The organism is Massilia aquatica (assembly GCF_011682045.1).
GTDB classification, from domain to species: domain Bacteria; phylum Pseudomonadota; class Gammaproteobacteria; order Burkholderiales; family Burkholderiaceae_D; genus Telluria_A; species Telluria_A aquatica.
On the sequence record NZ_VVIW01000010.1, the window covers coordinates 1 to 23,125 of the forward strand.

General features: G+C 66.9%; 12 protein-coding genes. 9 read left to right on the forward strand and 3 right to left on the reverse strand.

Features of this window, described 5'->3' with window-relative positions:
- Positions 1-75: 75 nt before the first annotated feature.
- Complete coding sequence (locus F1609_RS17545) at positions 76-852, reverse strand: hypothetical protein (protein ID WP_167077705.1); 777 nt, start codon at positions 850-852, stop codon at positions 76-78.
- A 314-nt stretch (positions 853-1,166) separates the two neighbouring features.
- Between F1609_RS17545 and F1609_RS17550 the strand changes: the two genes are divergently transcribed.
- Positions 1,167-1,355 (forward strand): hypothetical protein, encoded by a 189-nt coding sequence (locus tag F1609_RS17550; RefSeq protein ID WP_167077706.1) that lies wholly within the window; start codon positions 1,167-1,169, stop codon positions 1,353-1,355.
- A 69-nt stretch (positions 1,356-1,424) separates the two neighbouring features.
- Here the strand turns inward: F1609_RS17550 and F1609_RS17555 are convergent, their stop codons facing one another.
- Both F1609_RS17555 and F1609_RS17560 read right to left on the reverse strand, forming a co-directional pair.
- Positions 1,425-1,652 (reverse strand): YbdD/YjiX family protein, encoded by a 228-nt coding sequence (locus tag F1609_RS17555; protein WP_167077707.1) that lies wholly within the window; start codon positions 1,650-1,652, stop codon positions 1,425-1,427.
- A complete protein-coding gene (locus tag F1609_RS17560; protein ID WP_167077708.1) occupies positions 1,649-3,712 on the reverse strand; it encodes a carbon starvation CstA family protein in 2,064 nt (687 codons plus the stop codon). The genes F1609_RS17555 and F1609_RS17560 overlap by 4 nt, the downstream gene beginning before the upstream one ends.
- Positions 3,713-3,927: 215 nt before the next feature.
- Between F1609_RS17560 and F1609_RS17565 the strand changes: the two genes are divergently transcribed.
- The 8 genes from F1609_RS17565 (at position 3,928) to F1609_RS17600 (ending at position 23,044) form a co-directional block, all read left to right on the forward strand.
- The gene (locus tag F1609_RS17565; RefSeq protein WP_167077709.1) at positions 3,928-5,301 is read left to right on the forward strand and encodes a cache domain-containing protein; all 1,374 of its coding nucleotides are present in this window, start codon (positions 3,928-3,930) and stop codon (positions 5,299-5,301) included.
- Positions 5,298-5,930 (forward strand): response regulator transcription factor, encoded by a 633-nt coding sequence (locus tag F1609_RS17570; protein WP_167077710.1) that lies wholly within the window; start codon positions 5,298-5,300, stop codon positions 5,928-5,930. Before F1609_RS17565 ends, F1609_RS17570 begins: the two co-directional genes overlap by 4 nt.
- Before the next feature lie 119 nt (positions 5,931-6,049).
- Positions 6,050-7,231, forward strand: coding sequence for an HDOD domain-containing protein (locus tag F1609_RS17575; protein WP_167077711.1), 1,182 nt, complete (start codon positions 6,050-6,052; stop codon positions 7,229-7,231).
- 1 nt (position 7,232) lies between these two features.
- Positions 7,233-9,284, forward strand: coding sequence for a putative bifunctional diguanylate cyclase/phosphodiesterase (locus F1609_RS17580; RefSeq protein WP_167077712.1), 2,052 nt, complete (start codon positions 7,233-7,235; stop codon positions 9,282-9,284).
- Positions 9,285-9,409: 125 nt separating this feature from the next.
- Positions 9,410-11,197: a calcium-binding protein gene (locus F1609_RS17585; protein ID WP_167077713.1), complete on the forward strand. Its 1,788-nt coding sequence runs from the start codon at positions 9,410-9,412 to the stop codon at positions 11,195-11,197.
- A gap of 147 nt (positions 11,198-11,344) precedes the next feature.
- Complete coding sequence (locus tag F1609_RS17590) at positions 11,345-15,109, forward strand: calcium-binding protein (protein WP_167077714.1); 3,765 nt, start codon at positions 11,345-11,347, stop codon at positions 15,107-15,109.
- Positions 15,110-15,258: 149 nt separating this feature from the next.
- Entirely contained in the window at positions 15,259-19,059 is a 3,801-nt protein-coding gene (locus F1609_RS17595; protein ID WP_167077715.1) for a calcium-binding protein, read from the forward strand.
- Positions 19,060-19,183: 124 nt separating this feature from the next.
- Entirely contained in the window at positions 19,184-23,044 is a 3,861-nt protein-coding gene (locus F1609_RS17600) for a calcium-binding protein (RefSeq protein ID WP_167077716.1), read from the forward strand.
- The last annotated feature ends 81 nt before the right edge of the window (positions 23,045-23,125 follow it).

The following is a 23,125-nucleotide window of genomic DNA, read 5'->3' on the forward strand; positions in this document are numbered from 1 at the left end:
GTCTTGCAAAGCATGGGGAAGCAGCATTTGCTGATGCTGATCGTATGGAAGGTAGCTCGTCGTCATTTGACAAGTTTACCTCGTCACCATTCGGATTGCATCAGTTTCTGCCGCGCAGACTCCTAGCATATGCCCCGCGCTACGCACCTGGGCGAATGCGGCCTGCAGTTCGGCCTCGGTCGGTGAAAGCGGACGTAGCGCCGTGGCCAGGGCCGGAATGACTTCGCGCCGGATCAAGCGGCCTTTTGCTGCCCTTCCTTGCCATGCAAACAGGGCAATCCCGAGAAAAAAGAAACCGAACTCGGGCGAGAACGAGCCGTACTCGGGGAAAAACCTAACGTTCGGAAACAATATTGGCGACAGCTTCCAGCCAGCCACCATCACGACCAGCCCGGCAATACCCGCAAGGGCGGCTGGCTTATCGATCACGGCCGAGCTATAGCACCGTTCCATCTTCGGCACCAGCAACATGAATTGGTGCAGGATCAGTTCGCTCCGCTTTTCGGCTGAAAGCAACAAGGGGGCATGCACGATGTGCGCTTCCTGAGCCATGCGTTCTTGCCACACCGTCTCCAGGTCCGGGAAGGTGCTCGCTTGCAGTTCGGGCAGGGGAACCGGATCCTTCAAGATCTGTTTGTATTTTTTCTCCTCGGTCGGAAACGGCGTCAGGCAAGACTGGCAGATGCGATCGTAACCGGCCAGCTCACCCTTGCCGACCGAAATGAAGTACACATGGCTGGCGCGGCCGATGCGCCTGACCAGGAAGGTTTGCACCGACCTGCAAATGGGACAGAAGTCGGCAACATAGCCGAGCTGGCGATAGACGTTTTTTCTGCCCGAGATAACGATCATGAGTGTAATCCAAATTCGTGTTGTATTAGCTGTGTTGCATTTTACGCAATTCTGCAGATACATTGTGGATAAGGAGGGCGATAATAAAAAGGGGCGGGCATAGGCTCAAGGGGAGAGCGGGATGCAAGTCGACGTTCTGGAAATTCATGGACTGTGGGATGGCGGCTTCGTGCTTGATCGCCACAGCACCCATTCCACGCTCACCGGGCATGATGCGCACGGCCATCCGACCTTCGACACCGACTACACGCAAGTCGGCCGCGCACTGTACCAACTAAAATCCCACGACGATTACAGTCAGGTACCGGCGCTGCTTGCAGGCGCTGGTCGCGCGCATGGCCGTGGCGGCGCGCGCCAAAGCCGATACGAACATCGACCTCTCCGCGCGCATCCAGAGCCTGCAATCGCGCGCCACGCAGGACCGCATCCTGGCGCAGCGCGCCGCGCAACCGGGCTCGCCGTCGCCCGTGCCGGCCGCATTCGAATCGGCCATCCCTTCATAGCGACTGTCTGGTGCCGCAATCAAAAAGGGGACGCCGCAGCGTCCCCTTTCCTGTACCGTGCGCAAGCGCTCAGCAACACCCGCCACGCTTGCCCGCGCCGCCGTAGCGCGCTTCCTGGCGCTCGCGAAAGAACTCTTCGTAGCTCATCATCGGCGCGCCCGGATGAGTCGCCTCCATATGCGCCACGTAGGTGTCGTACTCGGGCAAGCCCACCATCAGGCGCATGCTTTGCCCGAGATAGCGGCCGGCCAGGGCCAGCCCGCGCCCGGCATCCGCCAGGTTGTCGAACAAGCTCATGCCGGCTTGGCCGCGTTGGCGACGAACGGGGTTTCCATCGAACTCGGCGCGGCGTTTGCACGCGCCCTGAACACCGTGCGCGCGCCGAACACCAGCACCGACAGAACCACGAACATGAAAAAGCCCGCCAGCGACGCGTCCAGGTAATCGTTGAAGACGATCTGGTGCATCTGCGCCATCGACTTGGCGGGCGCGAGCACCACGCCCTGCTCGATCGCGGCCTGGAACTTGTGTGCGTGCGCCACGAAACCGATGCGCACGTTGTCGTGGAAAATCTTCTGCCAGCCGGCGGTCAGGGTGCAGGCCAGCAGCCAGGCGGTCGGCACCATGGTCACCCACGCATACTTTGCGCGTTTCATCTTGAACAGCACGCAGGTGGCAAGGATCAGGGCAATCCCGGCCAGCATCTGGTTGGCGATGCCGAACAGCGGCCACAGGGTGTTGATGCCGCCCAGCGGATCGACCACGCCCTGGTACAGGAAGTAGCCCCAGGCCGCCACGCACAGCGAGGTGGCGATCAGGTTGGCCGGAATCGATTCGGTGCGCTTGAGCGATGGCGCAAAGGTGCCCAGCAAGTCTTGCAGCATGAAGCGCCCGGCGCGGGTGCCGGCGTCCACCGCCGTCAGGATGAACAGGGCTTCGAACAGGATCGCGAAGTGGTACCAGAAGGCCATCATGGTCTTGCCGCCGATGACGTTCGACAAAATGTTCGCCATGCCCACCGCCAGCGTCGGGGCACCGCCGGCGCGCGAGATGATGGTGCTTTCGCCGACATCTTTCGCGGTCTGGGTCAGCATCTCGGGGGTGATGTAAAAGCCCATTTGCGTGACTGCGGCGGCGGCCGACTCGGCCGTGGTGCCGAGGATCGCGGCCGGGCTGTTCATGGCGAAGTAGATGCCCGGCTCGATGGTCGAGGCGGCCACCAGCGCCATGATGGCGACGAACGATTCCATCAGCATCGCGCCGTAGCCGATGAAGCGCGCGTGCTGTTCGTTTTCGATCATCTTCGGGGTGGTGCCGGACGAGATGAGCGCATGGAAGCCCGATACCGCGCCGCAGGCGATGGTAATGAACAGGAAGGGGAACAGGCTGCCCGACCAGACCGGGCCGCTGCCGTCGATGAACTTGGTCACGGCCGGCATTTTGAGGTCGGGCGCGACGATCAGGATGCCGATCGCCAGGCCGACGATGGTGCCGATCTTTAAAAAGGTCGACAGGTAGTCGCGCGGCGCCAGCAGCAGCCAGACGGGAATCACGGAAGCGACAAAACCGTAGCCGATCAGCATCCAGGTCAGTTCGGTGCCGGTGAAGGTGAACATCGGTCCCAGCACGGCGTGTTCCTGCACATACTGGCCGCCGATAATGGCCAGCATCAGCAGCACGAAGCCGATCAGCGACACTTCGCCGATGCGGCCCACGCGCACGAAGCGCGAGTACACGCCCATGAACAGGGCGATCGGAATGGTGGCCATGACGGTGAAGCTGCCCCACGGCGAGCCGGTCAGGGCCTTGACCACGATCAGCGCCAGCACGGCCAGGATGATGACCATGATCATGAAGGTGCCGAGCAGGGCGATCACGCCCGGAATGTCGCCCAGTTCGGATTTGATCAGGTCGCCCAGCGAGCGGCCGTCGCGGCGCGTCGAGATGAACAGGATGATGAAGTCCTGCACCGCGCCGGCCAGCACCACGCCGGCCAGGATCCACATCATGCCGGGCAGGTAGCCCATCTGCGCGGCCAGCACCGGGCCGACCAGGGGACCGGCGCCGGCAATCGCCGCGAAATGGTGGCCGAACAGCACATACTTATTGGTGGGAACGAAGTCGAGGCCATCGTTGAACTTCTCGGCCGGGGTCTGGCGGCGCGGGTCGAGTCCGAGCACCTTGTCGGCCAGAAAAGAGCTGTAGAAGCGGTAAGCGATCAGGTAGACGCAGACGGCGGCGGCGATGATCCAGATGGCATTGATGGCTTCGCCGCGCTTGAGCGCGATGTAGCCGAGCGCGCAGGCGCCGAAAATCGATAGCGCAGCCCAGCCGAGCTGGCTTGACAGACGTTTCATGGTGACTCCTCCAAGGTGTTTTATCTTCCGTGCTGGTTGGACCGGTCAAAGCCGGTTCAATTCCGCACAGCGTGAACCAGTATCGAACGGGCCGCACCACGCGGCAAGCGCAGCACTACGCAGCGCTTTACGTGGTACTACGTAGGCGTGGCGGGCCCGGCCGTCGTAGAATCGTGGCTCATTCACAAAGCCGCACGCGGCAGGCCGGGCGCTGTATGAAGTTAAGGCAAAAGGTCATCTTTCTCGCGATCACGCCGCTGATCCTGGCGCTGTGCACGATCGCGCTGTTCGTGCGCCACCAGGCCATCACCCTGGCCCAGCAGCAGCGCGACACCATCCAGCAAGCCTATTTGGCCAGCAAGGAAGCCGAACTGAAACACTATGTGGACCTGGCCACGCGCGCGGTCGCGCACCTGGCCGATTCCGGCAAGCGCGACCAGGCCACCCTGGATGAGGCCAAGCGCATCCTGTCGACCCTGAGCTACGGCGACGATGGCTATTTCTTCGTCTACGATTTTCAGGGCAACAGCCTGATGCATCCGCGCCAGCCGGAACTGGTGGGGCGCAACCTGTGGGAGATGCGCGACGTCAATGGCGAGCCGACCATCCAGCGCCTGCTGGCGCGTGCCAGGAGCGGCGGCGGGCTGCAGCGCTACATCTGGGCCAAGCCGTCCACCAATAAATCGGCGCCCAAGCTCGGCTATGTGGTGCCGATGGAGAACTGGGGCTGGATGCTCGGCACCGGCATTTACCTCGACGACGTGGACGCCGCGCTGGCCAAGATCGACGCCCAGCAGTCGCGCAATATCCAGGGCACCATGCTGTGGATCGCGGTGCTGGCGATCGTCAGTGCGCTGGTGGTGGCCAGCTCCGGGCTGGCGCTCAATATCAGCGAGCTGCGCGTGGCCGATGCCAAGCTCAAGGTGCTGACCCAGCGCGTGGTCGAGTCGCAGGAGCAGGAGCGGGCGCGCCTGTCGCGCGACCTGCACGACGGCATCAGCCAGTGGCTGGTGTCGATCAAGCTGCAGATCGAAGCGGGCGTGATCCGCCTCGGCGGCGACGCGGCCCAGCAGATCAAGGCGCGCGCCAGTTTCGAGCACACCGCCGCCCAGCTCAACGATGTGCTGGGCGAGGTGCGGCGCATCTCGCACAACCTGCGCCCGGCCATCCTCGACGACCTCGGTCTTGCCGCCGCGCTCGACCACCTGGCGCACGAAGCGACCCAGAACAGCGCGCTGCCGGTGCGCTTTCTGGCGCGCGGCAGCACCGACGGCTTGCCGGACGTCGCCAACACGGTGCTGTTCCGCATCGCCCAGGAAGCGCTGACCAATATCGAACGCCATGCCGGCGCGCGCCAGGTCGAGATCACCCTGGCCCGCGAGCACAACAGCGTCACCCTGACGATTGCCGACGACGGCGCCGGTTTCGACGCCGCCAGCGTGGACATCCACCCCAAGCGCGGCATCGGCCTGCGCAACATGCTGGAACGGCTGGACGCCATCGGCGGCCAGCTGGCCATTACCTCGTCCGCGGCCGGCACTTCGGTGCACGCCTCGGCCCCGCTTCCCCCCACCACCTCGCGCTCATGACCGATAAACTCATCCACATCCTGCTGGTCGACGACCACCCCCTGGTACGCGACGGCTTGCGCGCGCGCCTCGAAGCGGTGCCGCATTTTCGCGTGGTGGCCGAGGCCGACGGCGCCGAGGACGCGCTGCGCCAGGCCGGTGAGCACGCCATCGACCTGGTGCTGATGGACATCAACATGCGCGGCATCAGCGGCATCGAGGCCAGCGCCCGCTTCCGCCAGCAGTTCCCGGCCATCGCGGTGCTGATCCTGTCGATGCACGACAAGGTCGAGTACGTCAGCCAGGCGATGCAGGCCGGCGCGCGCGGCTATGTGCTGAAAGATGCGCCGGGCAAGGATATCGTGCTCGCCATCGAGACCGTGATGGCGGGCGGTATTTACTACAGCGCCGCGCTGGCGCGCCAGCTGGCCCGCCCCAGTGTGCAAGACAACCAGTTGTCGGCGCGCGAGCAGGAAGTGCTGCAGCAGCTGGCCGGGGGGCATTCCAACAAGCAGATCGCGCGCACGCTCGACCTGTCGGTACGTACGGTGGAAACGCACCGCCTCAATATCAAGCGCAAACTCGGCATCGAAGGGCAGGCCGAACTGATCAGATATGCCGTGCAGCACGCACGTTTTGAAGGAAGCTAGTATCCTTCTGCTTTCCTTACGGATAATGATGACGAACTGCTATCGTGCGACCCATGAAGTGGTTGCTTCCGATCATTATCTCAACTAAGATTACCGAACCCACTAATTCAAAGATGCCGATGGCTGCCTCCGATACAACACCGTTCCCGTTGGTAGAGATGCAAGCGGTCGCCAATGCGCAAAACGAGTGGCTGGCGCTGATCGTGCGCGTCGGCGGCGCTGCCCACGGCACGGCCTTGCACCAGGTGTTCGGCGCGCCCGACCTGCTCACCGCCATCGCGCCGCTCGACTGCATCGTCCCGCTCGCCTCGCCCGCACTCCTGACCCCGGCGCTGCTGGCCTTGACGCCGCCCAGCCGCGTGATCTTCGCGATCGACGCCGGCGTGCTGGCCGACCCGGCCCTGCTCAAGCAAACGCTGGCGCTGCACGACGAAGGCTACCGCGTGCTGCTCGACGGCCAGGCCGGCGAGGGCCTCAAGCTGCCGCCCGCCTTGCGCGCGGTCGCGCTCGATTGCGGCGCCGGCTTGCCGGTGGTGCGCGGCGGTCAATACCAGGTCCTGTCCCTGTTCGGCCCGCACCTGGCGTACGGCGTGAACAGCGCGGCGCGCTTTGCCGACTGCGCCGGGGCCGGTTTCGAATGGCTGGCCGGCGACTGGCCGCTGCATCCCGCGCCGAGCGCCAAGCCGCACGACGGCACCTCGCGCAAGCGCCTGCTGGCCTTGCTGGGCCTGCTGGCGCGCGACGCCGAATCGCGCGAGCTCGAACAATTGCTCAAGCAGGACCCGGCGCTGTCCTACCATTTGCTCAAGCTGGTCAACTCGGCCGCGTTTGCGCTGAGCACCCAGATCACCAGCTTCGGCCAGGCCATCAACCTGCTCGGGCGGCGCCAGTTGCAGCGCTGGCTGCAACTGCTGCTGTACGCGCGCCAGCAGCCCGACGGCATGGCCAATCCGCTGCTGCCGCTGGCCGCCTTGCGCGCGGCCCAGCTCGAATGCCTGTGCAAATTGCAGGGCGGCGAGCGCGAAGACCAGGATCTCGCTTTCATGACCGGCGTGTTCTCGCTGCTCGACGTGCTGTTCGGCATGCCGATGGAAGACATCGTCGGCGCGCTCGGCCTGGCGCCGGCCGCGGCCGAAGCGCTGCTGCTGCGCGAAGGGCGCCTCGGCCAACAGCTGCGCCTGGTGGAGCAAGGCCTGGCGGCGCCGGAGCACCTGGCCGCGCTCGGCATCGACCATACCCAATGGTGGCAAAGCCAGCTGCACGCCTACCACTGGGCGATCCAGGTCGGCAGGAATTTGTAGGATGCACGACAGCCTCGCGACTGACTTCCTTTCCAGCAGTGCCGCCTTGTGCGCCGCCGTGCTCAACCTGCGCGGCGAGCAGCTTGCGGCCGAACTCGGGCGCATTGCGCGCGAGCTGCTGGCCAGCCCGCACGGCAGCTTCGTCGCGGCCGGCCAGGCCAGCGCACTGGTGCCCGGGCCGGCCGCCGATGGTGCTGCTGCCCAGCTGGCGTGCCAGGTCGCCAGCGGCGCCACTGACTACGGCCGCCTGGTGGTGAGCGGGCGCGCCGCCTACGGCGAGGACGACGCGCGCCTGCTGGCCGGCCTGGCCGCGCTGGCCGCCAGCCTGCTCAAGGTCAACGACTTCGCGCTGCGCTCGACCCAGGCTTACCTCGACCTCGAAGCGGAGCTGTCGCACCAGGCCCAGATCCTCGACCAGATCCACGAGTCGGTCCTCACGATGGACCAGACCGGCTACATCACCAGCTGGAACAAGGGCGCCGAGCGCCTGTTCGGCTACAGCGCCCAGGAAGCGGTGGGACGTAACATCCTGTTCCTGTACGCCGATGAAGATCCGGCCTTTCACGATGCCTTCGTGGAGCAGGGCGGGCGCATGATGGAAGTGCGGCGCCGCAAGAAATCGGGCGAAGTATTCTGGGCCAGCCTGTCGCTCTCGCCGCTGCACGACCGCGAGCAGCGCCCGGTCGGCCTGATCGCCTACCTGACCGACATCACCGAGCGCAAGCACGCCGAAGAACGCCTGCACCACCTGGCCTACTACGACGCGCTGACCGGCCTGCCCAACCGCAGCCTGATGGCCAAGCTGGTCGACCAGGCCTTGAGCTCGGCCCAGCGCAAGGGCGCCACCGCCTGCATCCTGTTCGTCGACCTGAACCGCTTCAAGATGTTCAACGACACCCTCGGGCGCGCCACCGGCGACGAACTGCTCAAGCAGGTGGCGCAGCGCTTCAAGCAGGTGCTGCGCGAGCAGGACGTGGTGGGGCGCCTGTCGGGCGACGAATTCGCGGTCGGCCTGTTCGACATCCGCGAGCATTTCGAAGCGACCACGGTGGCGCACAAGCTGCAGGCGGCGCTGGTCGAACCGTTCCTGATCGGCGGGCACGACCTGCGCGTGGGCGCCAGCGTCGGCATCAGCGTCTATCCGCAGGATGGCAGCGACGCCGAAGCCCTGCTGCGCGTGGCCGACATCGCCATGGCGCGCGCCAAGCTGGGCAATGACGATAGCGGCGACAGCGTCACCTTCTACAGCCGCGACATGAACCAGGGCATGCAGGAACGCATGCGCCTCGAATCGGGCCTGCGCCAGGCGCTGGCCAACGGCGAACTGCTGTTGCACTACCAGCCCAAGTTCGAGATCCGCACCCGCACCATGGTCGGCGCCGAAGCGCTGGTGCGCTGGCTCCATCCCCAGCGCGGGCTGGTGCCGCCGGCCGAATTCATTCCGCTGGCCGAAGCGACCGGCCTGATCGTCCAGCTGGGCGAATGGGTGCTGGAGGCGGCCTGCGCCCAGGCGGCGCGCTGGCAGGCGGCCGGACTGCCGCCATTCCGCCTGGCCGTGAATGTCTCGGCGCGCGAGTTTTCGGCGGCCTTGCCGGCGCGCGTGAGCGAGACCCTGGCGCGCTACCGGCTCGATCCGTCCTGGCTGGAACTGGAAATCACCGAAAGCACCCTGATGCACGACATCGAACGCGTGATCGCCATCATGGACCGCATCACCGCGCTCGGCGTGAGCCTGTCGCTGGACGACTTCGGCACCGGCTACTCGAGTCTGTCGTACCTGAAGCGCTTCCCGATCGACACCCTGAAAATCGACCGTTCCTTCACCACCGGCCTGCCGTTCGACAGCAACGACTGCGCCATTGCCAGCACCATCATCAGCATCGGCCGCCAGCTGCGCCACAAGGTCATTGCGGAAGGCGTGGAAACGCGCCAGCAATTGGAGTTTTTGCGCGACGCCGGCTGCGACGAAGTGCAGGGCTACCTGTTTTCGCGCCCGTTGCCGGAGGCCGCTTTTGAGGCCGCGCTGCGCGCCGGATGGGCCGATCCGGGCTGATTGTTCTGCAAATGTAAGATTTCCTTCTGGACATGATTGTGCTGTGAAGGCATGATAACAAGTTGTAAATATTGCCGCGACCTACACGCTGGCCTTACAGCTTTTTATCACTTTCAAGGATGATCATGACCCTTTCCATCTTCGCCACCGGCGTCGAGCAAGACACTACCGGCCTGACCCTGAACGGCACCGACGGCGCCGACACATTGACCGGCGCTGCGCTGGACGACCACATCGCCGGCCTGGGCGGCGCCGACGAATTGCGCGGCATGGCTGGCAATGATGTGCTCGATGGCGGCAGCGGCAACGATACCCTGTACGGCGGCCAAGGCAACAACACCCTGCACGGCGGCAGCGGCGACGATATCCTGCTGGCGCAAGGCGGCGACAATCTGCTCGACGGTGGCGATGGCAACGACATGCTGCACGGTGGGGAAGGCAACGACACGCTCGACGGCGGCGCGGGCGACGACCGCCTCTCTTCCGGCCACGGCTATTCGGCGACGCCGTTCACCTGCATCCTGCTTGGCGGGGCCGGCAACGATACCTTGTTTTTCGTCGAAAACACGGCGACCACCAGCGTCGACGCGTGGGGCGGCAGCGGTAGCGATATCTTTGAATTCAGTCCTTTCCAGCACGCTGAAACGAACCTGATCCACGATTTCCAGGCCGGCATCGGCGGCGACCGGCTGATGTATGACGGGCTGCCGACGTACGCCGGCAACCCGTTCGCGAACGGGTATCTGCGCCTCGTGCAAAGCGGCAGCGATACCTTGTTCCAGCTCGATGAAGATGGCGCCGCCGGCACCGGGCACGGCTTTCAAACCCTGGCCGTCCTGTCCGGCATCATGGCCAGCAGCCTGCACCCCGCCAATTTCACCAGCGGATACAAACCCGACGGCTCGGACAACGGCCGCTACCTGCAGGGTAACGATGGCGATAACTATATCAGCGGCGGCAAAGGGGACGACACGCTCTTCGGCGGCCTGGGCAAGGACAACCTGGACGGCGGCATCGACAACGACGCACTGTATGGCGGCGAGGGCGACGACATGCTGCTCGGCGACACCGGCAACGATCTGCTCGACGGGGGCAGCGGTGCGGACGTCCTGAACGGCGGCGAAGGCAACGACACCCTCAACGGCGGCGCCGGCAACGACCTTCTGGATGGCCACGACGGCGACGACGTCGTCAGCGGCGGCGATGGCGACGACCACCTCATGGGCTACCAGGGCAACGATGTGCTGATGGGCGGCAACGGCAACGACAAGCTCGAAGTATTCCGGGGCAGCAGTGTGCTCGACGGCGGGGCCGGCGACGATACCCTGGATGGCGGCTATGGCGGGAGCCAGTTGAACGGCGGCAGCGGCAACGATTACCTGACCGTGAAAGCGAATGGGGATAACGGCCTGTTCGGCGGCAACGGACGCGACGTGATCGAGATCCAGTCCGGGGACGGACGCGTGCTAGCCTCGGGCGGCGCGGACGACGATACGATTATTTTCCGCAGCGGCTGGGGCACCAAGGTGACGGCCATCGGCGGCGGCGGGGTCGACACCTACCGGGTCGGCCTCCTGCCGTACACCACCAGCTTCACTATCAAGGACTTCAGCGCCGGACCCGGCGGCGACCTGATCGACGTGACCGCGGCGCTCATTGCGTGGATGCCGGCGGGCGACCCGCTGGCATCGGGCGCGCTGCGCCTGGTGCAAGACGGTACGGCCACCGTGGTCAAGATCGACTTCGACGGCTCCGGCGGCAACGCGTGGCTCGAAACCTTGATGACCCTGCAAAACGTGGTGGCCAGCACGCTGACGGTCGACAACTTCATCTATACCCCGGCGGCGGCCGGCGTCGTCGTGGCGCCGGTGCAACTGGTCGGCGTGGCGCCGGCCGAGGCATACGCCGGCTAACAGGACAGGGGCGGCCAGGCAGCGCCGCCCCGACATATTTTGTTACATATTATTTAATTTTAACTTCTGTACATTCCTGGCGGGCGTGGGCATGCTTTCGGTTGGCAATATTGCCAAGAAATTCAGCCGATCATTCCAGGGACCGACATGACTACCCACAACGCCGACATCCTCACGCCCGCCAAGCTGCTCCAGGCCAGCCCCGCGCCAGCCGGTACCGGCCTGAACCTGCAGGGCGGGCCGGGCGGTGAAGGGCTGACCGGCTCGGCGTTCAATGACACCATCTCGGGCAATGGCGGCAAGGACATCATCTTCGGCTACGGCGGCGACGACTACATTCTCAGCAACGACCCTGAGGACACGCTCGCCGTGGGCGACGACCTGTTCGGCTACGAGGGCAACGACACCCTGTTTGGTGGCCGGGCCAATGACTACCTGAACGGCAACCTCGGCAACGACTTCGCCGATGGCGGCGCCGGCAACGACCGGCTCGTGGGCGAACTGGGCAACGACACCCTGCAGGGTGGCGCGGGCCACGACACGCTCAACGATTACGAAGGACGCGACTCGCTCATGGGCGGCGCCGGGGTCGACCTGCTGTACTCGGAACGCGGCGGCAACAGCGTGCTCGATGGCGGCGATGACAACGACGTGTTGCTGGGCGACGGCCAGGACACCTTCATCGGCGGCGGCGGCAACGACCGCATTACGATCCGCACCCGCGCCAATGAAGCGGCGGCCGTCACCCTGGCCGGCGGCGGCGATGGCAACGACCTGTTCAGCGTGGCCTTCCTCAACCAGGGCAGCGCGCGCGTGAGCGGCGGCGCCGGGCGCGACGTGTACCTGCTGGAACGCGAGAGCGGCGCGGCCGGCTACGTGGTGACCGATTTCGCCAGCGGCCCCGAGGGCGACCGGATCGACGTCAGCCGTTTGCTGGCCGGCGTCGACCTGTCGCTGGGCGACCCGTTTTCCAGCGCGCGCGGCTACCTGAAACTGGTGCAGGCCGGCGCCGACACGGTGCTGCAGTTCGATGCCGACGGCGCCCAGGGCACGGCGTCCGCCTTCAAGACCGTGCTGCGGCTCGACGGCGTGGCCGCGCAAGCGGTGGCGGCGAACATCTCGGCCAGCCAGCTCAGTCCGGACGGCATCGATGAGGGCGAAACCATCATCGGCGACGAGCGCAACGACAGCATCGAGGGCTCCGAGCTGAACGACCGCTACGAAGGCAACGGCGGGGCCGACACGATCTTTTCGGGTGCCGGCAACGACACCCTGGTCGGCGGCGCCGGCAACGATATGATGTTCGGCGGCGCGGGCGACGACCTGATCGAGGGTGGCGAGGGCAATGACTACCTGGGCGGCCATGCCGGCTCGAACACCGTGCTCGGCGGCGCCGGTAATGACCAGATGACGGCGGAATACCAGGGCGACAACCTGTTCGACGGCGGCGATGGCAATGACGACCTGGCAGTGCGTGGTTACGGTTTTGTCAAGTTCAGCACGACGCAACTGTTCGGCGGCGCCGGCGACGACAGCTTTGACATCGCATCGGCCTCGCCGGAGGTGACGGCGATCGCCACCGGCGGCAGCGGGCGCGACACCTTCTTCCTGTCGTCGTACGGCTACGCCGACAGCAGTCCGAAGGTGACGGTGACCGATTTTTCGGTGGGCGCGGAAGCGGACCTGCTCAAGTTCAATGTGTGGTTCGGCGGCGGACCCGGCAACCCCTTCGGCGCCGATGGCTACCTGCGCCTGGAGCAGCGCGGCGCCGACACGGTGGTGCGCTACGACAGGGACGGGGCGGCCGGCGCCGACTACGCCCTGATGGACCTGATGACCTTAAGCGGCGTGAGCGCCGCCAGCCTGACCAAAGCCCATTTCGTGCAGGGTTACGATCCCTCGGTCGCTTACTTCGGCCGGGTGCTGACCGGCACCGCCGGCGCCGACAGCATCGAAGGCGACCAACGCGCCGAACACCTGATCGGCCTGGCGGGCAGCGACACCTTGCTCGGCGGCGCCGGCGACGACCTGCTCGAAGGCGGCATTGACGGCGACCTGCTGCATGGCGGCGCCGGCAACGACAGCATCTACGGCGGCGATGGCGACGACGCGCTGGCCGGCGACGCGGGCAACGACACCTCTTTTGGCGGGAACGGCAAGGATGTGCTCAACGGCGGCGCGGGCGACGACGTCCTCAATGGCGACAACGACGACGACATCCTCACCGATGTCGAAGGCAACAACGTGCTGGCGGGCGGCTGGGGCAACGACGTGATCGTCACCACCGGTGCCGGCAGCGACAAGGTCGACGGCGGTAGCGGCGACGACACCCTCACCGGCGGCGCCGGCGATACGCTCGACGGCAGCTACGGCGAAAACCACCTGTTTGCCGATTTCACGGGCGGCGCCACAGGTTCCGTGCGCATGTTGAGCGCGGGCTGGGGCGTGCTCACCTTCGGCCCGTCGCTGGCGTTCCAGGACGTGCTCGCCAGCAGCGGCGAGTTCGGCAACAACCTCTACACGTTCGCACCCGGTGTCCACGCCGGGCAGGTCACGATCACCGGCTTCGATCTCGACTATCTCAATGACCGGATCGACCTGGACGCCCTGATTCCGCAGGTCGTGGCCAATTACAGCGGCAACCCGTTCGGTGCGCTCGGCTACCTGCGCGTGCAAGCCAGCGGCAACAGCACCCAGCTCCAGTTCGACGAAGACGGCGCCGCCGGCAGCGCGGCGCTCTTTCGCACCATTCTCACCATCGATGGCGTCACGCCTTCCCAGCTGAGCGCCGGGCACATCGTCGGCGGCATGCATCCGAACGGTTCCGAAGATGGCCTGCTGGTGTGGGGAAGCGGCACCATCGACGGCGCGCGCGCCAACGATACCCTCAACGGCGGCTATGGCAACGACAAGCTGTCCGGTTTCCAGGGCAACGATGTGCTTAGTGGACACGGCGGCGACGATTCGCTGTTCGGCGGGGCGGGCAACGACAGCCTCGACGGCGCGCCCGGAAACGACGCGCTGTTCGGTGAACAGGGCGCCGACGGCCTGGTGGGCGGCGAGGGCGCCGACCTGCTCGACGGCGGCGCCGGCGATGACCTGCTCGACGGCGGCATCGGCCACGATGTGCTCGGCGGCGGCGAGGGCGCCGACATCCTCAAGGCCGGCGATGGCGACGACAACGCCCGCGGCGACGCCGGCAACGACGAGCTGATCGGCGGCGATGGCAACGACGTGCTGCGCGGCGGCGCCGGCGACGACACGGTCAATGGCGGCAACGGCGACGATGTGTTGTATGCGGATATCGGCGACGACGTGCTCGAGGGCGGCGCCGGCAACGATACCTTGGATGGCGGCAGCGGCAGCGTGCAGCTGAACGGCGGCACCGGCAACGATGTGCTGAAAGTGGCCGGCAGCGGCAACAGCGGCCTGTTCGGCGGGCGTGGCGCCGACCTGATCGAGATCGCCGCGACGCAGCAGGCGCTGGCGGGGCGCGTGGTGGTGTCCGGCGGCGAGGAAGCCGACACCATCGCCGTCACGCGTGGCGCGCTGGATAACACCGCTGTCACCGCCAGCGGCGGCGCCGGCATCGACACCTACGTGCTGCGCGGAGAAGGGCGCCTGGGCAGCCTGACGGTGAAGGATTTCACGGCCGGCGCCGGCGGCGACCGCATCGACCTGACCGGCCTGGCGGCGCCAAACGGCCTGCTGGAGTTCGTGCAGAGCGGCAGCGCCACCCTGGTGCGCTTCGACGCCGACGGCGCCGCCGGCCCGCTGGCCTCCGCCACCCTGATGACCTTGCAAAACGTGGTCGCCACCAGCATGACCAGCGACAACGTGGTCGACCTCGGCGCCGGCGGCGCGCCGGTGGAACTGGTCGGCGTGCCTGTCGCGGCGCAGCTGATCGGCTAAAGCGGCGGGCGGCGGCGCGGTGCAATGCAGCTTGCCGCCCTTGTCGCAAACTGTTACATTTTCTTTAATTTTATCTTCTGTACATTCCAATCGGGTACGGGCATGATTGATGTTGAACACCTTCAACCAACATCATTCCCGGGACCCTCATGAGCACTTCCAGCGCCGTCACTGAGCAGCACGCCGACCTCGCCAGCAACGCTAACCTCCAGGCCAGTCCTGTCAGCCTCCTGGCCGCACCCGGCCAGAATCTGCAGGGCGGGCGCGGCGGCGACTCGCTATATGCCTCGGAGCTCAACGATACTATTTCGGGCAATGGCGGCTCGGACCGGATGTGGGGCTATGGCGGCGACGATTACATTACCAGCAACGACCCCGACGACGACTCGGACGCCGGCTATGACGACCTGTTCGGCTTCGACGGTAACGACACGCTCCTCGGCGGGCGCGGCAGCGACAACCTGAATGGCCAATTGGGCAACGACTTTGCCGATGGCGGGGCCGGCAACGACCAGCTCAAGGGCGAACTGGGCAACGACACCCTGCGCGGCGGCGCCGGCCACGACACGCTCAACGATTACGAAGGACGCGATTCGCTGGCGGGCGGCGCCGGGGTTGACCTGCTGTACTCCGAGCGCGGCGGCAGCGCCCTGCTCGACGGCGGTCTCGATAACGACGTGTTGCTGGGCGACGGCCAGGACACCTTCATCGGCGGCGGCGGCAACGACCGCATCACGATCCGCACCCGCGCCAATGAAGCGGCCGCCACCACGCTGGCCGACGGCGGCGATGGCAACGACCTGTTCAGCGTGGGCTTTCTCAACCAGGGCACGGCGCGCGTGACCGGCGGCGGCGGGCGCGACGTGTACCTGCTGGAACGCGAGAGCGGCGCCAATGGCTACGTGGTGACCGATTTCGCCAGCGGCCCCGAGGGCGACCGGATCGACGTCAGCAAGTTGCTGGCCGGCGTCGACCTGTCGCTGGGCGACCCGTTCGCGCCTGGCTACCTGAAACTGGTGCAGGACGGCGCCGACACGCTGCTGCAATTCGACGCCGACGGCGCGCAGGGCACGGCGTCGGCCTTCAAGACCGTGCTGCGCCTGGAAGGCGTGGCGGCGCCATCGGTGGCCCCGAACATCTCGGCCAGCGCGCTCACGCCGGACGGCATCAACGATGGCGAGACCTTCAGCGCCGACGGGCGCAACGACAACATCTTCGGCTCCCACCTGAACGACCGCTACGAAGGCAACGGCGGCGCCGACACCGTGCAATCCGGCGCGGGCAACGATACCGTGCTCGGCGGCGACGGCGCCGACCGGCTGTTCGGAGAGAGCGGCGACGACCGCATGGAGGGTGGCGAGGGCGACGACCACCTGGGCGGCGGCGCAGGCTCGAACATCCTGCTCGGCGGCGCAGGCAACGACATGCTGTCGACCGACTACGACGGCGACAGCGTGCTCGACGCCGGTGACGGCAACGACACCCTGGAGGCGGGCGGTTGGGCGAGCGTCAAGTTCGGCACGGTGCAGCTGTCCGGCGGCGCCGGCGACGACAAGATCGACATCGCCCAGGCGCCACCGGAGGTGACGGTGAGCGCGGCCGGCGGCAGCGGACAGGACAGCTTCCGCCTGTCGCTGTACGGCCGGCCTGACAACATCGCCAACGTGACCCTGACCGATTTTTCGGCGGGCGCCGGCGGCGACCTGCTTGACCTGTCCCTGGCGGGCCCGAGCTGGAATTACACCGGCAACCCGTTCGGCGCCGATGGCTATCTGCGCCTGGAACAGCGCGGCGCCGACACGGTACTGCGCTACGACAACGACGGCGCTACCGGCAGCGCCCACACACTGATCGACATGCTGACCCTGCGCAACGTCACGGCAACCAGCCTGACCAGCGCCAACTTCAAGCAGGGCTACGATCCCGCGGCCTCCTTCTTCAGCCGGGTGCTGACCGGCACGGCCGGCGCAGACAACATCCAGGGCGACGCGCGCGCCGAACACCTCATCGGCCTGGGCGGCAGCGACACCCTTGCCGGCGGCGGCGGCGACGACCTGGGCGAAGGCGGCGATGGCGCCGACCTGCTGCAAGGCGGCAGCGGCAACGACAGCCTGTTCGGCGCCACGGGCGACGACACGCTGGCCGGCGAAGCGGGCAACGACAGCGTGGTGGGCGGGGCCGGCAAGGATGTGCTGACCGGCGGCGCCGGCGACGACATCCTCAGCGGCGACTTCGACGACGACATCCTCACCGATGTCGAAGGCAACAACGTGCTGGCGGGTGGCGACGGCAACGACGCAATCGTCACGACCGGTAGCGGCAGCGACAAGGTCGACGGCGGCCACGGCGACGACACCCTCACCGGCGGCGCCGGCGACACGCTCGACGGCGGCTCGGGCTGGAACCGCCTGTTCGCCGATTTCACGGGCGGCGCCACGGGGACCGTGCACATGCTGGCCAGCTCGGGCGACGACGTGTTCACCTTCGGCCCCTCGCTGCCATTCCAGGACGTGATCACCAACGACGACGGTTACGGCGGCAACACCTACGTATTCGCGCCCGGCAGCCACCGCGGACAGGTCACCATCAACGATTTCGACCTGGACAACACCAGCGAGGTGATCGACCTGGACGCCCTGGTGCCGCAGGTCGTGGCCAATTACACCGGCAACCCGTTCGGCGCGCTCGGCTACCTGCGCCTGCTAGCCAACGGCAACAGCACCCTGGTCCAGCTCGACGAAGACGGCGCCGCCGGCAGCGCGGCGACCTTCCGCACCATTCTCACCATCAACGCCGTGCTGCCCGCGCAGCTCAATGCCAGCCACATCGCCGGCGGCATGAATCCGAACGGGTCGGAAAACGGCATCCACATGTGGGGTACGCACTACAGCGAGACCATCAACGGCGGGCGCAGCAACGACACGCTCGACGGCGCCCAGGGCGATGACAAGGTGTACGGTTTCCAGGGTAACGATGTGCTCAAGGGCGACACCGAGAACGACACCTTGTACGGTGGCGTGGGCAACGACCTGCTCGACGGCGAGGAAGATAACGACACCTTGTTCGGCGAAGACGGCGCCGACAGCCTGCTCGGCGGCGACGGCGACGACGTGCTCGACGGCGGCGCCGGCAACGACGTGCTCGACGGCGGCGCCGGCCACGACACGCTGGCCGGCGGCGATGGCGCCGACCTCCTCAAGGCTGGCGAAGGCGACGACAGCTTCGACGGCGGCGCCGGCAACGATGAACTGAATGGTGGCGAGGGCAACGACGTGCTGCACGGCGGCGCCGGGAGCGACACCGTCAACGGCGGCAACGGCGACGACGCGCTGTTCGCCGACCAGGGCGACGACGTGCTCGAGGGCGGCGCCGGCAACGACACGCTGGACGGCGGCAGCGGCAGCGTGCAGCTCAACGGCGGCAACGGCAACGATGTGCTCAAGCTTGCCGGCAGCGGCAACAGCGGCCTGTTCGGCGGGCGCGGCGCCGACGTCATCGAGATCGTCGCAACGCAGCAGGCCGTGGCCGGCAGGTTGGTGGCCTCCGGCGGCGACGACGCCGACACCATCGTCGTCACGCGCGGCGCGTTTGATAACACCGCCGTCAACGCCAGTGGCGGCGCCGGCATCGACACCTACGTGCTGCGCGGCGAAGGGCGCCTTGGCAGCCTGAGCGTGAAGGACTTTGCGGCCGGCGCCGGGGGCGACCGCATCGACCTGACTGGCCTGGCAGCGCCCGCCGGCTTGCTCGAATTCGTGCAGAGCGGCAGCGCCACCCTGGTGCGCTTCGACGCCGACGGCGCCGCCGGCCCGCAACTGGCGGCCACCCTGATGACCTTGCAAAACGTGCTGGCCACCAGCATGACGAGCGACAACGTGGTCGCCCTTGATGCCGGCGCCGCGCCGGTGGAACTGGTCGGCTTGCCTGTCGCCGCGCAGCTCATCGGCTAAAGCGGTGCTCGGGAACCCGCGCAAGGGGGCGGCAAAGCGCAAGGCGCCTTGCTGACCTTGCCGCAAACGACGCCATATTCTTTCATTTTAACTTCTGTACATGTTTACCATTCACGGGACCCCCATGACCATTTCCAACGCCATCACCGAGCACCATGCCGAGCCGGCCAGCAGCACGCCTCTCCAGGCCAGCCGCGTCACCAGCGCCGCCCCCGGCCGCAATATGCAGGGCGGTGGCGGCGCCGATTTTCTGTATGGTTCGGAGCTCAACGACACTATTTCGGGCAATGGCGGCGGGGACAAGCTGTGGGGCTATGGCGGCGACGACTACATTACCAGCAACGACCCGGACGACGACACGCCCGCCGGCTACGACGAGATTTTCGGCTTCGACGGCAACGACACCCTCCTCGGCGCGCGCGGCAACGACGACCTGAACGGCAATGGGGGCAATGACTTCGTCGATGGCGGTGGCGGCAGCGACCGGCTCAGGGGTGAACTGGGCAACGACACCCTGCAGGGTGGCGCCGGCCACGACACGCTCAACGATTACGAAGGGCGCGACTTGCTACTGGGCGGCGCCGGAGTCGATTTCCTGTATTCCGAGCGGGGTGGCAGCGCCGTGCTCGACGGCGGTGACGACAACGACGTGTTGCTGGGCGACGGCCAAGACACCTTCATCGGCGGCGGCGGCGCCGACCGCATCACGCTCCGCAGCCGCGCCGCCGAAGCGGTCGCCACCACCTTGGCCGACGGCGGCGCCGGCAACGACCTGTTCAGCGTATCGTTCCTGAACAAGGGCACCGCGCGCGTGACCGGCGGCGCCGGCAGCGACGTGTACCTGCTGGAACGCGAGAGCGGCCCGGCCGGCTACGTGGTCACCGATTTCACCACCGGCCCCGAAGGCGACCGGATCGACCTCAGCAAGTTGCTGGCCGGAATCGACCTGTCCCTGGGCGACCCGTTTTCCAGCGCGCGCGGCTACCTGAAACTGGTGCAGGACGGGGCCGACACGCTGCTGCAATTCGACGCCGACGGCGCCAAGGGAACGGCGTCCGCCTTCAAGACGGTGCTGCGGCTCGAAGGCGTGGCCGCCGAGTCGGTCGCGGCGAACATCTCGACCAGCGTGCTCACCCCGGCCGGCATCGAGAACGGCGAGACCCTCATCACCGGCAGCCGCAACGACGAAATTTTCGGCACCCACCTGAACGACCGCTACGAAGGTAACGGCGGCAACGACACCATCCATGGGGATGAAGGCCGCGACACCCTGCTCGGCGGCGACGGCGCCGATCTGCTGTTTGCCGGAAACGGCGACGACATCGTCGACGCTGGCGCGGGCGACGATACGGTGTATGGCGACGCCGGCTCGGATACCTTGTCCGGCGGCGCGGGCAACGACCGGCTGACGGTTGGCTACGGCGGCGACAGCCTGCTCACCGGCGGCGAAGGCAACGACACCTTAAGGGCGGGCAATTACGACACTGTCATGTTCGGCTCTGTGCAACTGTCCGGCGGCGATGGCAACGACTACTTCGAGATCTCCGAGGCGCCGTCGACGGTGAGCGTGACCGCGAGCGGCGGCAGTGGGCAAGACCTGTACCAGCTGTGGGTGGATGGGAGGCCGGAGAAGACCCCGAACGCGACCCTGACCGATTTTTCGACAGGCGCCGAGAGCGACCAGCTCAGCCTGGCCCTGCGTGGCCTCTCGTCGAATTACACCGGTAATCCCTTCGGCGCCGACGGCTACCTGCGCCTGGAGCAGCGCGGCGCCGACACGGTCATGCGCTACGACCGGGACGGGGCGGCCGGGGCTAACTACGCCATGGCCGATGTGCTGACCTTGCGTAACGTCACCGCGACCAGCATGACCAGCGCCAACTTCAAGCAGGGCTACGATCCCGCGGCCGGCTTCTTTGGCCGGGTGCTGACCGGCACGGCCGGCGCGGACAGCCTGAACGGCGACGAACGCGCCGAGCATTTCATCGGCCTGGGCGGCAGCGACACCCTGCTCGGCGGCGGCGGAGACGACCTGCTTGAGGGCGGCGAGGACGCCGATCTGCTGCAAGGCGGCAGCGGTAACGACAGCCTGTATGGCGGCGCGAGCGACGACAGCCTGGCCGGCGAACAGGGCAACGACAGCCTGGTGGGCGGGTTGGGCAAGGATGTCCTGAGCGGCGGCGCGGGCGACGACGTCCTCGCCGGCGACGACAACGACGACATGCTCACCGATGTCGAAGGCAACAACGTGCTCACGGGTGGCTACGGCAACGACGTGATCGTCACCACCGGCGCCGGCAGCGACAAGGTCGACGGCGGCGACGACGACGATACCCTCATCGGCGGCGCCGGCGATACGCTCACCGGCGGCTGGGATGAAGACCACCTGTCCGCCGATTTTACGGGCGGCGCCAAAGGCTCGCTGCACATGGCCGGCGACAGCGGCAGCGACCTGCTCACCTTCGGCCCGTCGCTCGCGTTCCAGGATGTGGTGGCGAGCGGCGGCTCCAGCAACGATACCTTTCGGTTCGCATCCGGCGCCCACGCCGGGCAGGTCACCATTACCGACTTCAACCTCGACTACCTCAACGACGTGCTCGACCTGGATGCGCTGATTCCGCAGGTTGCCTCCAACTACGTCAGCAATCCCTTCGGCGCGCTCGGCTACCTGCGCGTGCAAGCCAGCGGCAGCGGCACACAGATTCAGTTCGACGAAGACGGCGCGGCCGGCAGCGCGGCGCTCTTTCGCACCATTCTGACCATCAACGCCATCACGCCCGCCCAGCTGACCGCCAACTACATTGTCGGCGGCATGAATCCGAACGGCTCCGAGGACGGCATCCACCTGACCGGCTCGCGCCAGGAGCAGGATGTTTTCAAGGGCGGGCGCAGCAACGATGTGCTCGATGGCGCGGATGGCATTGACGTGCTGGTCGGTTACCAGGGCAACGACACCCTGCTCGGCGGCAGCCACAACGACACCCTGCACGGTGGCGAAGGCGATGACCTGCTGCAAGGCGGCAACGACAACGACACGCTGCTGGGGGATGCCGGCACCGACAGCCTGCAAGGTGGCGACGGCAACGACAATCTCGACGGCGGCGCCGGCGCCGATGTGCTCGAAGGCGGGCAGGGCACCGACCTGCTGCAAGGCGGGGACGGCGCCGACCTGCTCGACGGCGGCGACGGCCACGACACGCTGGGCGGTGGTGCCGATGCCGACATCCTGCGCGCGGGCGATGGCGACGACAGTCTCGACGGTGGCGCCGGCAACGACGAGCTGGGCGGCTTCGAAGGCAACGACGTGCTGCACGGCGGCGCCGGGACCGACACCATCAACGGCGGCAACGGCGACGATGCGCTGTTCGCCGACCAGGGCGATGACGTGCTCGATGGCGGCGCCGGCAACGACACCCTGGACGGCGGCAGCGGCAGCGTGCAACTGAATGGTGGCAACGGCAACGATGTGCTCAAGCTGACCGGCAGCGGCAACAGCGGCTTGTTGGGCGGGCGCGGCGCCGACGTCATCGAGATCGTCGCAACGCAGCAGGCCGTGGCCGGCAGGGTGGTGGCCTCCGGCGGCGACGACGCCGACACCATCGTCGTCACGCGCGGCGCGTTTGATAACACCGCCGTCAACGCCAGCGGCGGCGCCGGCATCGACACCTACGTGCTGCGCGGCGAAGGGCGCCTTGGCAGCCTGAGCGTGAAGGACTTTGCGGCCGGCACCGGCGGCGACCGCATCGACCTGACTGGCCTGGCAGCGCCTGCCGGCGTGCTGGAATTCGTGCAGAACGGCAGCGCCACGCTGGTGCGCTTCGACGCCGACGGCGCCGCCGGCCCGCAACTGGCGGCCACCTTGATGAGCTTGCAAAACGTGCTCGCCAGCAGCATCTCCAGCGACAACGTGATCGGGGCCGCCGCCGCACCGGTGCAACTGGTGGGCGTGGCCGATGCCCCCGCCGCCGCCTTCCTCATAGGCTGACCGGCGCAAGCCGGCAGCGCGCCGCCATGCACCTTGCCCCGCGCAAGGACGTGGCGGCGCGCGTCTCGACACTGGCGAGGG

Coding starts and splice junctions, on each gene's coding strand:
- F1609_RS17545 (WP_167077705.1), bottom strand. CDS start 852: ATGATCGTTATCTCGGGCAGAAAAAACGTCTATCGCCAGCTCGGCTAT.
- F1609_RS17555 (WP_167077707.1), bottom strand. CDS start 1,652: ATGAGCTTGTTCGACAACCTGGCGGATGCCGGGCGCGGGCTGGCCCTG.
- F1609_RS17560 (WP_167077708.1), bottom strand. CDS start 3,712: ATGAAACGTCTGTCAAGCCAGCTCGGCTGGGCTGCGCTATCGATTTTC.
- F1609_RS17565 (WP_167077709.1), top strand. CDS start 3,928: ATGAAGTTAAGGCAAAAGGTCATCTTTCTCGCGATCACGCCGCTGATC.
- F1609_RS17570 (WP_167077710.1), top strand. CDS start 5,298: ATGACCGATAAACTCATCCACATCCTGCTGGTCGACGACCACCCCCTG.
- F1609_RS17575 (WP_167077711.1), top strand. CDS start 6,050: ATGGCTGCCTCCGATACAACACCGTTCCCGTTGGTAGAGATGCAAGCG.
- F1609_RS17580 (WP_167077712.1), top strand. CDS start 7,233: ATGCACGACAGCCTCGCGACTGACTTCCTTTCCAGCAGTGCCGCCTTG.
- F1609_RS17585 (WP_167077713.1), top strand. CDS start 9,410: ATGACCCTTTCCATCTTCGCCACCGGCGTCGAGCAAGACACTACCGGC.
- F1609_RS17590 (WP_167077714.1), top strand. CDS start 11,345: ATGACTACCCACAACGCCGACATCCTCACGCCCGCCAAGCTGCTCCAG.
- F1609_RS17595 (WP_167077715.1), top strand. CDS start 15,259: ATGAGCACTTCCAGCGCCGTCACTGAGCAGCACGCCGACCTCGCCAGC.
- F1609_RS17600 (WP_167077716.1), top strand. CDS start 19,184: ATGACCATTTCCAACGCCATCACCGAGCACCATGCCGAGCCGGCCAGC.